The 13,097-nt window shown below is 73.2% G+C and carries 11 protein-coding genes; 5 read left to right on the top strand and 6 right to left on the bottom strand.

Going from position 1 to position 13,097, the window contains the following annotated elements; genetic code table 11:
* Positions 1–276: 276 nt before the first annotated feature.
* The gene (locus ACIGAQ_RS28430; protein WP_399787629.1) at positions 277–1,287 is read right to left on the bottom strand and encodes a YhjD/YihY/BrkB family envelope integrity protein; all 1,011 of its coding nucleotides are present in this window, start codon (positions 1,285–1,287) and stop codon (positions 277–279) included.
* A gap of 197 nt (positions 1,288–1,484) precedes the next feature.
* Between ACIGAQ_RS28430 and ACIGAQ_RS28435 the strand changes: the two genes are divergently transcribed.
* Positions 1,485–2,216 (top strand): GAP family protein, encoded by a 732-nt coding sequence (locus tag ACIGAQ_RS28435; RefSeq protein ID WP_399787632.1) that lies wholly within the window; start codon positions 1,485–1,487, stop codon positions 2,214–2,216.
* A gap of 201 nt (positions 2,217–2,417) precedes the next feature.
* Here the strand turns inward: ACIGAQ_RS28435 and ACIGAQ_RS28440 are convergent, their stop codons facing one another.
* Complete coding sequence (locus ACIGAQ_RS28440) at positions 2,418–3,755, bottom strand: hypothetical protein (RefSeq protein WP_399787635.1); 1,338 nt, start codon at positions 3,753–3,755, stop codon at positions 2,418–2,420.
* A gap of 219 nt (positions 3,756–3,974) precedes the next feature.
* On the opposite strand from ACIGAQ_RS28440, the gene ACIGAQ_RS28445 reads away from it, so the two are divergent.
* On the top strand, positions 3,975–5,297 hold the full coding sequence (locus ACIGAQ_RS28445; protein WP_399787638.1) for an NlpC/P60 family protein: 1,323 nt from the start codon (positions 3,975–3,977) through the stop codon (positions 5,295–5,297).
* Between the two features lie 67 nt (positions 5,298–5,364).
* Positions 5,365–5,601, top strand: a complete 237-nt coding sequence (locus ACIGAQ_RS28450; RefSeq protein WP_399787641.1) for a hypothetical protein — start codon at positions 5,365–5,367, stop codon at positions 5,599–5,601.
* Between the two features lie 312 nt (positions 5,602–5,913).
* Here ACIGAQ_RS28450 and ACIGAQ_RS28455 read toward each other — a convergent pair whose 3' ends face one another.
* Together ACIGAQ_RS28455 and ACIGAQ_RS28460 are read right to left on the bottom strand one after the other, a co-directional pair.
* Entirely contained in the window at positions 5,914–7,563 is a 1,650-nt protein-coding gene (locus tag ACIGAQ_RS28455) for an FAD-dependent oxidoreductase (RefSeq protein WP_399787644.1), read from the bottom strand.
* 39 nt (positions 7,564–7,602) lie between these two features.
* The gene (locus ACIGAQ_RS28460) at positions 7,603–8,517 is read right to left on the bottom strand and encodes a diiron oxygenase (RefSeq protein ID WP_399787647.1); all 915 of its coding nucleotides are present in this window, start codon (positions 8,515–8,517) and stop codon (positions 7,603–7,605) included.
* A 292-nt stretch (positions 8,518–8,809) separates the two neighbouring features.
* Here ACIGAQ_RS28460 and ACIGAQ_RS28465 point away from each other — a divergent pair, with 292 nt between their 5' ends.
* Complete coding sequence (locus ACIGAQ_RS28465) at positions 8,810–9,076, top strand: hypothetical protein (RefSeq protein ID WP_311679266.1); 267 nt, start codon at positions 8,810–8,812, stop codon at positions 9,074–9,076.
* A 150-nt stretch (positions 9,077–9,226) separates the two neighbouring features.
* Here the strand turns inward: ACIGAQ_RS28465 and ACIGAQ_RS28470 are convergent, their stop codons facing one another.
* A complete protein-coding gene (locus ACIGAQ_RS28470) occupies positions 9,227–10,711 on the bottom strand; it encodes a cellulase family glycosylhydrolase (RefSeq protein ID WP_399787650.1) in 1,485 nt (494 codons plus the stop codon).
* Between the two features lie 189 nt (positions 10,712–10,900).
* Here ACIGAQ_RS28470 and ACIGAQ_RS28475 point away from each other — a divergent pair, with 189 nt between their 5' ends.
* A complete protein-coding gene (locus ACIGAQ_RS28475; RefSeq protein WP_399787653.1) occupies positions 10,901–12,418 on the top strand; it encodes a protein kinase in 1,518 nt (505 codons plus the stop codon).
* 25 nt (positions 12,419–12,443) lie between these two features.
* Here the strand turns inward: ACIGAQ_RS28475 and ACIGAQ_RS28480 are convergent, their stop codons facing one another.
* Positions 12,444–13,070, bottom strand: coding sequence for a TetR/AcrR family transcriptional regulator C-terminal domain-containing protein (locus ACIGAQ_RS28480; protein ID WP_311678525.1), 627 nt, complete (start codon positions 13,068–13,070; stop codon positions 12,444–12,446).
* Positions 13,071–13,097 lie beyond the last annotated feature (27 nt).

The raw sequence follows: 13,097 nt of genomic DNA on the forward strand, positions 1-13,097 counted from the left end.
GGGGTCGTCCTTCCTGACGGTGAGGGGTGTCAGGCAAGGCGCGCCGGCCGCGCTTGCCGGGTGCTGGCGCGGGGCGCGACGACGGGGCTGTCGGGCTGCCGCGGGTGATCACTGACGCTGTGCGCGAATTGCGCTGCACACGACGTGAATTGCGGAACGCAGCTTGTGTTTTGCATGCTGCGGGCCCTCACCCGATATGTCAAGGCCCTGTCAAAATGGGCGGGGTGGAGGTCCGGCCGCCTCCGGGCGCCTCCCGGGGCCGGGGGCACTCACGGATCAGCCGGAATCCACGGAACCGGCCTGAGGTGCCGCACTGCCGAGACGGTGGCGCAGGGCGGTTTCCTGGGACAGCACCGCGCCCACGCTCAGCCCGAGGGCGACGGCCACGCAGATGACGATGAGCCAGGACAGCAGCACGAAGACCGAGCCGGCCGAACCGTAGGCGTCCAGGGCCCGGTTGAGCGCCCGGGGCATGTAGAAGTGCGCGGTGACCGACAGGCCGCTGACCGCGGCCGCGGTGATCACGGCCCCGGGCAGCAGGGGCGCCCAGCGGATGACGCCGCCCAGCAGGAGGTGCTGGGTCCACCACCACAGGGCCGTCTCGATGAGCAGCGTCACCACGAAACCCAGCGCCACCCCCAGCACGCCGCCCAGCAATCCCTGCGCGACCAGCGCACCGAGCCACAGGACGATCCAGGCCAGCCACCGCCACGGGGCCACCGAGAGCCCGGAGCGCGGCAGCTGCCACGCCCGTCGGCACAGCCGCTGCACGGCGCGGCTCACCGCGGTGGCCGAAAGGATCACCATCAGCCCGCCGATCACACCGGTGGCCTGCTTCAGGTCCTCGGGAGGCGGCTGGAACGCCGCGTGCAACTCGGTCTTCGCCTGCCCGGTCAGGCCGAAGGCGTCACTCACCGACTCGGTGATCTGCTTCCGCAGCGCCGTCGGCGCGTACGCCCCGACCAGGAGAAGCAGCGGAACGGCCGTGAGGAAGCACTGCGCCGCGATGCGGGTGGCGGAGTCGAAGACGTTGACCGACACCAGGCGGTCCACCAGGGCGGTGATCACCGGGAAGCGGGTCTCGAGGCGGGCGTGGAGGGCCCGCAGCCGGGCGGCCGCACGCGCGATGCGCCCACGCCACCAGGAGGCGCGGAACGCGGCGGTGGCCCGGCGCGACGCACGGCCCGCGGGCCCCGCCCCGGGGGACGGACGCCGCCCCTCCTGCGTTCCCTCGCCCCTGCTCTCGCCGGAGGGCCTCAGCCGCCGGCGGATGCGGGGCCTGGGCATGGGGTCCGGGTCGCCGGGGCCGGCGGCGCGCCTGCCGAAATGTTCATCGGTCTGCTCCTTCCCGACTCCAGAGTGCGCGACCGAGCGGCACACGGCACCCCGCCGCACCCCACCCGGCCCGGGTGCCGGCGCGCGGATGCGGCGTCCCGGCGCCCTGCATAGGCTCGACCCGTACGTGTGCCCGACGGGATCAGGCCATGGTCGTGGACCTGCTGCTCATCGCGCTCGCCATCACGCTCGATCCGTTGCCGGTCATGGCGTTCGTCCTGGTGGTGGCGTCCGACCGGGGTGCCCGCAAAGGGCTGGCCTTCATGCTCGGGTGGCTGACCTGCTTCGTGACGGTGATCGCTCTGGTCCTGCTGCTCACCGGAGGCCGGCCGCCGGAGCCGAGGTCGCCCCCGTCCACGTTCAACCTGGTGGCCGGACTCCTCATCGGCGTCTCGCTCGTCGCCTACGGCATCCACCGCCGCCGGCGGTCCGGCCGCGGCCGGCCGCGCGGCCGGCCCCTCACCCGGGTGCGCCGGTCACCGGCGCCCGCGCCCGCACACGGGCCCGCGGCTGCCCTGCCGCCGCAACCTGAGGGGTCCTCCTCCCTCACCTCCCGCGTGGATCGCGGCTCGGCCGGGGCGGCGGCCGGACTGGCCGTGCTCCTCCAGCCGTGGGGCCTCGTCGCCGCCGGAGCCACCACCGTGGTGGAGGCCGACACCTCGCACGCCGCCACCTGGCTGGTCCTGCTCTCGTTCTGCCTGCTCGCCAGCGGCACCCTGCTCGCCGCCGAGCTGTACGTCGTGCTCAGACCCGCGGTGGCCCGCGCCCGGCTGCTCCGGCTGCGCACCTGGATGCAGGACCACGCGGAACGGGCGATCGTCGTGGGCAGCATCGTCATCGGCCTGTGGCTGACCGGCCGGAGCATCTACGGGCTGGCCTGACTCCCGGCGCCCCGTGCGGCGGCCGGTGCGGGGCCCAGCAGCACCAGGGCGTCGTGCCGCGCTCCGGCGACCGGCCCGCCCTCGGTGGCGGGCTCCAGCCGGCCGTCCCCGCGGACGACGAAGAGCGGGTCGTGGCCCGGCGGGAGGGGGGGCCGACGCGGGCTGGACGTGGAAACGCGCGCCGTTTCCGGACGGCGGGGATCAGTGCGCGGCGGCTCGCGTCGGTGAGTCGGCGGGCGGTGCCGCGGGCGCGTCCAGGAATTCGCGGATCGCGAAGCCCACCAGGGTGATCAGGGCGGTCCACACCACGACCGCCGTGGTCGGGTAACTCCATGTGAACAGGACGACGGCGGCGATCACCAGGATGGCCGCCCCGATCCAGCGCTTGAAGCGGTGGACGAACCGCCCGGCCCCGCCGAGACGGAGCCCTGCCGACGTCGCCACCTCGCGCAGACCCCCGATGCCCCTGCGGCAGCCCGTGCGCGTGAGGACCGCGATCCGCGACGGCCCGGAGAGGAACGCACCGGCGGCGGTGAACAGGGCGACCGCGGCGAGCGCACGGACCCCGGCGCGCAGGAACTTGACCAGCGCGTCGTAGACCGAGCCCGCGGCCGCTTGGGAGGCACCCGGGGGCAGGTGGTCGAGGTAGACGTCGCGGGCGACGGTGAGGCCGATCCCCAGCACCAGCATGGCGACGAAGACGGCCAGCGCGGCCCCGATCAGCGCGTGGCGGCGGTTGAAGGCCACGAAGACCCCCACGGCGGCGACCAGCAGCGCGATGACGGGCAGCCAGCCACCGAGGATCTGCAGGACACGCACGTAGGTCTTGATGTCGCCGACGTCCTCGGAGGCGAAGACCACGAAGCCGGTCTGTACGTCCGGGATCTTCTCGGCGGCCGACAGACCGGCATCGGCCAACCGCTGCTTGACGTCGGCGACGATCGGTCCGAGGTCGACGACGACCTGGTTGTTCTCCAGCTTGACCGCGCCGTCGGACCGGCCTGTGAGGGCCTTGTCCAGTGCCGCGTGCGCCCTGCGGTTGGCGTCCACCCAGACGGTCTCGAAGGCGCTGCTGGTGACCACCCGTTCCACCGTGTCTCGGACCAGTTGCTTGAGTCCGTTCTCGATCGGGCCGTCGAGGTCGCCCAGCAGCTGGGCGACCCGGGGCGGCACACCTTCCTGTGCCGCCGCGTCCGTGAGCTCCTTGACCAGGGCGTCCACGTCGATCTGGGCCAGCACGGCGGTGGTGACCCGGTTGGTGACCGCCTTCTGCACATCGGGATCGCTCGCCAGCGGCCCGACGGTGTCGACGTAGCGGTCCGTGTCCTGCACGACGCTGTTCGCCCACACCGCGACGACGGACAGCAGGGACAGCAGCGCCGCGAGGAGGATGAGCAGGACCGAGCCGAGCGAACGCAACGGGTGATGCCGGGCAGCCCGCGAAGGCCCGCCGCTCTCCAGGGCGTTGACCCGCTGTCGCAGGTCGTCCAGTTCGTCGCGCTCGCGGGCGGAGAGCTCCTCGTCACCGCTGTGGCTCATGGACTCAGCAGATCCGCCCCGGTCACGGTGCGCGAGCCGGGCGAACCCGGGCGGGTGACGTCGGGGCGAGGGGCGAAGGTCACAGCATCATATCGGGCGTTTCGGGCTTCGATCTTCACGGAAGGCTCACAAGTTGGCTAAGTTGGGCAGCGCGTGCACGACTTCCGCCATCAGGCAGACGGTTGCGTGCACTCCCGGACGGAAGGAGCGCGCTGGCCCATGGCGTCGGAACGAACGTCGCGCCCCGAGTTGGCCGACATGGAACCGCCGAGCCCCGACGAGGTCAGGCGCTATGTCGACAGCCTCTACGACCGGGCCGAGAGCGACACGGGCACCTTCAACGCGACCCGCGCCGCGGCGATCCCGCGCCAGCGGGGCACCGCCCGCGACCGGTCCCAGGAGGACGCCGAACCGGCGCTCGGAACCATGGCCCGGCAGTGGTTCGACGCCGCCCGCGCCAAGCTGGGCCCCACCGTCCCGGTGTCGCAGCCGGACAGGAGGCCGCCGGCGCGTCCCGACCGTGCGCCCCAACCGGCGCGTCCCGCACGCCCGGTGGAAGCGCGTCCGGAACCCCTCGCCCTCGAAGCGCCCAAGGCGCCCACCGGCGTCCTGCCTGAGCTGTCCGGCGGGGTGGCACCGGCGCCGACCACCGGCTCCCTCCCTCAACTCCCCGAGCAGCGCGTCTCATCGGCTGTCCTCGGGGAGACCCGGCGGGACGAGGGCGAGTGGAGCGTCGGCGCACAGCCGGTGCCGAGCCGGGACGACGCGGCGGCGTGGCCGGTGTACGAGCCCGCACCGGCGTCCGCCCCGGAGACCGATGCACTGCCCGCCGCGTTCCCCGGCGGGCAGTCCGCCGGGGCGCTGCCCACCGCCCCGGACCTCGCCCCGGCTGCTTACCTGGCTGATTTCCCTGTGAACGGGGCGGCGTTGTACGCGGACACGCCCGCGACCGGCGCGACCTCGCCGTACGCCACGGCGCTGCCGGAGGCTCCCTCCGCGTATCTCACCACCGGTTCCCCGGCCGACGTGCTCACCGCGACGTACGCTGCCGGTCTGCCGGACGTCTCCGCGGCGGTCCTCGACGCTCCGGCTCCGACGGTGCTCACCGCGCCGGCCGTCGCGCCGGTCCCTGCCGCCCCCACGGTGCCGGCCGGATCCTGGCCGGCGCCGGAGCCCGGTCACCGCACCCAGGCCGAGCGCGTGCTCGCCTTCGCCCGCGCGCAGATCGGCCGGCCCTGCGTCTGGGGCGCGGTCGGGCCGGGGTCGTACGACGCCCCCGGGCTCGCCCAGGCCGCGTGGAAGGCCGCCGGTGTCACGCTGCCCCGCAGCGTCGAGGCCCAGTGGGGAGCCGGAACACAGGTCCCGCTCGCCGAGGTCCGGGCCGGAGACCTCGTCTTCTTCCACGACGATCTCGGCCATGTCGGCATCTGGAGCGGCGACGGCATGATGATCCACGCCCCGGGCCCCGGCGCGCTCATCCGTGAGGAGTCGGTGTTCTTCGCCGGCCAGTCGGCGATCAGGGGCGCGGTCCGCCCGGCGTGACGACCAGGGAGAAGTGAGACGCGGGGTTCCGCCATGTCCCCGGGATACCCGGGGCACTTGAGGGCTCATGACACTGTCCAAACCCTTGAAGAACGCCCTGATCGTCATGCTGACCTACGTCTGTGCCGTCCTGATCATGCGCTATCGAAGAGACGGCATGGACTGGGGCCCTGCGCTCCTGATCGGCCTGCTGATCACGCCCCTGGCCCTCCTGCTGTCGGCGGGGAGGGACCGGCTCATGGCCAAGGCGACGAGGGCAGGTGAACGGGCGCGGGCCCGCCGCCGAGGAGAAGCGACCGAGTGAAGCCGGGCCGGTCCCGCCCACCCACACGGGCCGCCGCCCCACGACGCGCCCCGGCGCCCGCCCCACAGGGGCCCCGGAGCGACACCCCGGCCCGCGCCGCCCCGACGGCCGGGGCGGGCCCGCCCGGGCCGCCGGCCCGCTGCCGGCCAGACGCTTCGCCCCGTCTGCCGGGGCACGCCGGACGGGCACGCCGACCGACGCGGGCCGGAGCCGCACCACGATGCGGGTCGGCGCCGCACTGCGACACGGAGTCGGTGCCGCATCGCACCGCGGCGCCGCCGGAAGGCGGGCAGCGGTGCGGCGTCCACGGTTTCAGCGCACTGATCGGCCCCGCGAAGCCATGACCAGGTCCGCGACGGTCGCGAGCTTGGCGCGCGGTCTGCCGTCGCGGCCGCCGCGCAGGCGCTCGGCCCGGTCGATGGCCGCCATGCCGCGGGCGGCCACCAGCCGGGGCGCGCGACGCCGGGCCAGGCGCCCGAAGGCCTTCGCCGGGTGGGCGGGCGCGGGCAGGACGTCCTGGACGGCGTCGGCGAGCAGACTGGTCACGGTCTCGGCGGCACACACCCGGTTGGCGCCGATGCCTCCCGACGACCCCCGCTTGATCCAGCCCACGACATAGACGCCCGGCAGCCCGGCCACCCGTCCCTTGTCGTGGGGAACCGTTCCGGTCGCCTCGTCGAACGGCAGTCCGGGCACCGGCGCGCCCCGGTAGCCGATGGCACGCAACACCGTGGCGGTGGGCAGCAACGCGTCACCGCCGGCGCCGGTCACGCGCACGGCCCGCACCCTCGCGTCGTCGCCGCCGACGATCTCCGTGGGTGCGGAGTGGAAGCGCAGGACGATACGGCGGCCCGCGCCGGGCGGCTGTGACCAGTCCACCTTCTCGCGCCGCGCGTGCCGCAGCACGGCGGCGAGTTCGTGCGGCCCGGCGGCGTCGACGGCACCGCCGACGCGCGGGTCGTGGTCGTCGACGACCAGGTCCACCCCGGGCAGGCCGGTCAGCGCGAGCAGTTCGGGCCGGGTGCAGGCGGCGTCCTCCGGGCCGCGGCGGCCCAGGAGCACGACCTCGCGGACGGCGGAGCCGCGCAGGGCGCGCAGCGCGTGGTCGGCGATGTCGGTGCCGGCCAGCCGCTCCGGGTCGGTGACCAGGATGCGGGCCACGTCGAGGGCGACATTGCCGTTGCCCACCACGACGACGCGTTCGGCGGACAGGTCGACCGCGTCGGGCGCCACGTCGGGATGGGCGTTGTACCAGGCCACGAACGTCGTGGCGGACACGCTGCCCGCCAGGTCCTCCCCGGGGACGCCCAGCCGCCGGTCGCCCGATGCCCCCACCGCGTACACCACGGCGTCGTGGTGCTCGGCGAGTTCCCGCGCCGACACGTGTGCGCCGACCTCCAGCCCCAGCAGCATCCGTACCCGGGGGTGGGTGTGGAAGCGGGCGAAGGTGTCGCCGATCTTCTTGGTCGTGGGGTGGTCGGGAGCGACGCCGTACCGCACGAGGCCGCCCGTCACCGGCAGCCGGTCGATCAGCGTGACCTCGGCGTTGGTGTGCAGAAGCAGGTCCTGGGCGGTGTACATCCCGGCCGGTCCGGTGCCGACGACGGCGACGCGCAAGGGGCGGAAGTCCGCGGGCAGCGCCCGGTCGAACGTCGGCCGGTCCCAGGCGTGGAAGATCGGGCTGTCCTCGGCGGGTTCGGGCGCCGGGGTGCCGGCGAAATAGGCGGCGTTGATCTCGGCGTACACCTTCTGCGGGCCCGTGAGCCGATCCACGGGGACGACGGCGTCCACCGGGCAGGCGTCCGCGCAGGCGCCGCAGTCGATGCAGGCCCGGGGGTCGACGTGGAGCATCTCGGTGCTGCCGAAGGCCCGTTCCTGGGGTGTCGGGTGGATGCAGTTGACCGGGCAGACGGCGACACAGGTGGCGTCGGCACAACAGGTCTGGGTGATGGCGTAGGTCATGGGGTCCGCTCTGTTCGAACAGCGCTGCCGGCGGGCCGGTCAGATCAGGTGGGCACGCTGGTAGAACGCCAGGGCCGGTTTGGTCAGCAGCCCGGCTGAGGCCAGGAACTCCATCAGGCCGGCGCAGCTGGAGCGCATCATGGCCTTGTGGTGTTCGTTGGCGCGGGCCTCGGCGATGGCCCGCTCGGCGTCCAGTCCGGCGTTGGCGTACACGGACTTGTTCACCATGCTCGTCACGATGACGTACGCGGCGACGGCGATGACGAACGCGTGGATGTGCCGGCGGACCGGCCCCGCCTTCGCCACGTGCCGCCGCGTCTCCTCGCGGGCGAACTTCATGTGGCGGGACTCCTCGACCACATGGATGTTGTTGATGGTCCTGACGAACGGCACGACCCGCTCGTCCCGCATCCAGTCGCGCTGCATGACGTCGAGGACCTCCTCGGCGACGAGGATCGCCGCGTACGCGGCCTCCCCGAACGCCAAGGTCTTGAAGGCGCGGCCCAGTTCGATCGCCACGCGGGGAGGGCGGTAGGCCGGCGCCTGGAGCTTCCTGGCGCCGCGGGCGAACATGATCGAGTGCCGGCACTCGTCCGCGATCTCGGTGAGGGCCCACTGGACGGTCTCGTCGGTCGGGTCCTTGGCGTAGACGTCCCGGAGGATCAGCTGCTGCAGGATCATCTCGAACCAGATGCCGGTGCTGGCCACGGAGGCGGCTTCCTGCCGGGTCAGCTCCTTGCGCTGGGCTTCGCTGAGCTCGTTCCAGTACGAGGTCCCGTACAGGGTGCTCCATTCCGGGCTGGCGCCGTGGAAGTCCTTGTCCAGCGGTGTCTCCCAGTCGACTTCCGTCATGGGGTCGTAGGAGAGTGTCGCGGCCGAATCGAGCAGCCGGCCGGCGACTTCACCGGCCTGAGTGCCGTGCTCGACTCGCGGCCGGGCGGTGCTGCTTGCCATGCTCCCAACTCCTCAGTCTCGAGTGACGGACCGTCTCCGTCGTGGCGCATGCGATCGCGGGGTTCCGGCAGCGTCCCGCAGCCGGAGGGATCCTCCGTCCGCGCGCGGGGGCCGGGGTGTGCCGCCGGGCGTGACGGGGCCAAGGGGCGGCGTGCGGTGGCGTCGCCGCGCACGTCCTTGTTAGACGGAATGTATAACAAGGGTCCCGGCTGAGCCTACCCCCCAGTAAGAAGCGGTATGCGGATCTTCGGCGGAGGTGGCGTTGTCAGTGGTGGGTGCGATGCTGACGGGCATGGACTGGGCGGAGATCATGCGGGGCCGGGTGTACGGCGCCGACCACGACGATGCCGGGCCCCGGCCGGACCGTGTCTACGCAGAACTGGTCGGCGGCCCGCTGGACGGACTGCTGCTGGACGTCACGGACCGGCCCGAGCGAGAGCTGCGCGAGGGAGTGGCCCTGCGTACGGAGATAGGGGCCCACGGCCCGGGCGGCCGCGCGCGATACGCGCTCCGGACGGCGGACGACCGCCACCTGGACTGGCGGGGCGACAGCCCCTGACCTGGCCGGGCCTCTGCGCGGCGAAGCCGACAGCCCCTCACCGGGGCTTCGCGCGGCGAAGCCGACAGCCCCTGCCCGGGCTGTCGGCGACGACGGCGACCGTGCGCCCCGCCCGTCCTGGCGCGACGGGCGGGGCCGGGTGGAGAAGGGTCAGCTGGTCGGGAAGTCGTCGGGGGTGCGGATCTGGTCCCTGATCCACACTCCGGCCTGCTTCAGCTGAGCCGTGCCGGTCCATGGACCGTTGGCGTTGCACGTGCCGGGCTTGAACACGGCGCCGGAGCGCTCGTCGTCGGAGAAGTTCCAGTTGACCCAGCTGATCTTCTTCGCCGCCATCAGGTCGAGGTAGCGCTTGGCCATGGTGAAGTCGTTCGCACCTTCACCGGCGGAGTTCTGCGTGCCGAACTCGGTGACGAACACGGGCAGTTTGTCGGCGGCGCGCGACAGGGTGGCGAGGTACTCGTCGCGGTGCGAGGACGCGTAGAAGTGGAACGTGTACGCGATGTTGGTGGCGTTCACGGGGCTCGCGGTGATCTCGTTCTCGTTGCTGCCGTCGGAGACGCCGAGCGAGGACCAGGCGCGGGTGCCGACCAGGACCGGGGTCTCCGGGTCCTGCTGCCGGATGACGGGGATCAGCTGCTCCGCGTAGGACTTGATCCGCGACCAGCTCACACCGTTGGGCTCGTTGGCGATCTCGTACAGCAGGTTGGTCTTGTTCCCGTGGCGCTGTGCGATCTCGGTGAAGAAGGTCCTGGCGCGGGACAGGTTGTGGTGGGGGTCGCCCGGGGTGAGCTGGTGCCAGTCGACGATGACGTAGAGGCCGCGCGCGGTGGCCTGCTCGATCAGGCTGTGCACCAGATCGGTGAAGCGCCGGGGGTCCGTCTCGTAACCGCCCTCCTGCACGTAGGTGGACACGCGCAGGACATCGGCGTTCCAGTCCTTGGCCAGGGCGTCGAGCGATCCGCTGCTCAGGCACTGGCTGTACCACTGGGTGCCGTGGCTGCTCATGCCCCGCAGCTGCACCGCCTTGCCGTACTGGTTGCACAGCTTGGTTCCGCACACCCGCAGCTGCCCGTTGACGGCGGCGGGCGTGTCGCCGACCTGGCCGCCGGAGGTGTCCAGGGAGATGTGGTCGACGTTCGGTCCGCCGCCGGAGGTGGTCGCGGTCGCCCTGATGGTGTTCGCCCCGGCTTTGAGGTTCACGGTGAGCGTGGTGGTGCGCCAGGTGGTCCACGCGCCCGTGCCCTGGAAGGCCCTGCCTGCCGAGACCACCGCGCCGTTCACCATGATGTCGAGGGGGCGGTCGGTGGTGGTGCCGTTGGCGAAGCGCAGGGTGAGTGCGGCGGGGCCGGCCTGTGGTGCGTTGACGCTCCACTGCACGTAACTGCCCTGCACGTTCTCGTAGTTAACGAAGCCCCCGCCGGTGAAGCCGGCGTGGTTGGACTCCACCGCCCCGCGCGAGACGGTGGCGGACTCCGCTTCGTGCACGGTGGCGGCCCGGGGCGCGGGGGTGGTCGCCGTGTCGTGCGGGGCGGCGGCCGTGGCCGGAAGGGCGGCGGCCAGGGCCAGTGCCAGGGTCACGGCGCCCGCCGTGCCGGCGCGGCGCAGGGCGGGAGGGGACGAGCGTAGCCAACTCATGGTCAGACTCACTCCATCGAGGTGGGGGGATCGCGCGGTCGCGGCACAGGGAGCCGACCGCTTCTCCCTGGAAGGAAGGAAACGTTCCTAACTATTCAAAGGAGTAGCGCACGTTCAGCATGCTGGGCAAGAGGCGGGGATGGCTGTCATGTGCACGCGCCACTCTCCGGGGGTGCAAGGAGCGGCTGGGTGGGTACCTGCGTGCGGCGGCCCGTCGTCGGCGGGCGGACGAGCGGTGCGAGTGTGCGGAGTGGGGAGTTCGAGGTGGGACTGCGCGAGGTGGGGGACGTCCGGGCCTTCAGGGGCTGCGCCCGGATTCTGGCGGGCCGCTACCGGCTGGACGCGCTCATCGGTTCCGGAGGCGCGGCCGACGTGTACCGCGGCCTCGACCTGCGGTTGCGGCGGCCGGTCGCGGTGAAGGTCTTCCGCGCCGGCACCGGTTTCGACACGGAGGACGCCTTCCGCAGCGAGACGGTCATCCTGGCCCGCCTGCAGCACCCGGGACTGGTGACCGCGTTCGACGCCGGACACCACGGTGGCGACGCCTTCCTGGTCATGCAGCTGATCGACGGACCCACCCTGAAGTCCCGCCTCGCCGAGGCCCCTCTGTCGTGGGAAGCCGCGGCCGCGCTCGGCGCGGCCCTGGCCGATGCCCTGGCGCACGCCCACGAGGCGGGGATCGTCCACCGGGACGTCAAACCGTCCAACATCATCCTGGACGCCTCCGGTCACCCCCATCTGACGGACTTCGGCATCTCCCGGCTGCTGGACGCGACCACCCGCACCGCCACCGGCACCCTCACCGGCACGGCGGCCTATCTCTCTCCCGAGCAGGTGCTGGGCCGTCCCGTGGGCCGGCCCGCGGACATCTACGCCCTCGGCCTGGTCCTCCTCGAAAGCGTCACCGGCCGACTCGAGTACGAGGGCGGCCCGCTGGAGTCGGCCATCGCGCGGCTGCACCGCCCGCCGGCCCTCCCGGACTTCCTGCCCGACGGCTTCGCCGCCCTCCTGCGCGACATGACCGGTCTGGACGAACACGACCGCCCCATGGCGCACGACTGCGTCCAGGCTCTGACCCGGCTCGCCGGCACGGACACGGCGGTCCCCGCCGCGTCCGGCACCCGGCCGGTGCTCAGCGTCGTGCCCCCTGCCGCCTCCGGCCGCACCGACTCCACACACCGGAGCGCCTCGCCCGCCCGGGGGGTGGTGCCCTGGGTGCCGAGCACCTCGCCGGCCGTTCCGCGGCAGGCGTCCCGCGTCGCCCCCTTGCGGGGCCGCCTCCGCGTGCAGGGGGCGGCAGCCGCACTGGCCGCGCTCGTCGCCGCCGGCGTCCTGGCCACCGGCGGCTCCTCACGCCACGACACCGCGGACGGAGCCGCACCGGACACGGCCCCGACCGCCCCTGATCCGGCCGACTCCGCCACGCCCTCGCAGGACACCCCGGCTCGCGACGGGCGCACGCCCTCCCAGTCGCAGGCCCGGCCCCCGCGCGGCGCTTCGGAGCCCACCCGGCAGCCCGGCGACACCGCCGCCCCGACCCGCGCCGAGCCCGTCGGCCGTCCCGACTCCGCTTCCCCCGGGCCGGCGCGGCCGGAGGGCAAGGCCAAGGCCGAGGTGGCGGGCAAGGGCAGGGCGAAGGCCCCCGCCCAGCCGCCGGGTGAGGCACGGAGGAAGCAGGCGGGCAAGAAGGCGGCGCACGCCAAGTAGGCGGCGAACGCGGCAGTCGGCGCCGCTACCGGGGTGCGCGGGACAGGATCGCGTCGAGTCCGAAGGCGAAGCGTTCCTCGAAGGACTCCGGCCCCAGGTGGGTCAAGGAGCTGAACAGCGCCGGATGCGTGCCGGCGGTCACGGCCCGGGCGAGGCGCTCGTCGCCCGGTGCGGGAGCCGACTGTTCCTCCTGGGTGAGGCCCAGGGTGAAGTAGCTGATCGTCCACGCCGTCCACGCCGCTCGTTGCTCGTCCGCCCCGCACCGGAGGAGGGCGTCGACCAGGCGGTCGGCGAAGCGGAGCGTGTGGGGTTCGGCGGGATGGGTGCCGGTCACCAGGGCGGCACCGTCGCGGTGGGCGAGCAGTGCCCGCCGGTAGCGCCCGGCCAACTCCCGTGCGCGCGAGCCCGGTTCCGCGGGCAGGTCGTCGTAGCGGATGCCGGCCAGGACGGCGTCGGCCATCAGCTCCAGCATCCGTGCCTTGGTCTTCACATGCCACAGGACGGTGTTCATGCGGACGCCCAGACGATCGGCCACCGCCCGGGTCGACAACCCGTCCAGGCCACGCTCCTCCAGGACCTGGAGTGCTGCTTCGATCACGGCCGCGCGGCCGAGCCGGCCTTCGGCTTCTTCCTCGGCTTGCTTCTTGGTCACTGACCTAGTTTACTGCGACTCGCTCTT

This window comes from Streptomyces sp. NPDC085932, assembly GCF_044540525.1.
GTDB lineage: Bacteria > Actinomycetota > Actinomycetes > Streptomycetales > Streptomycetaceae > Streptomyces > Streptomyces levis.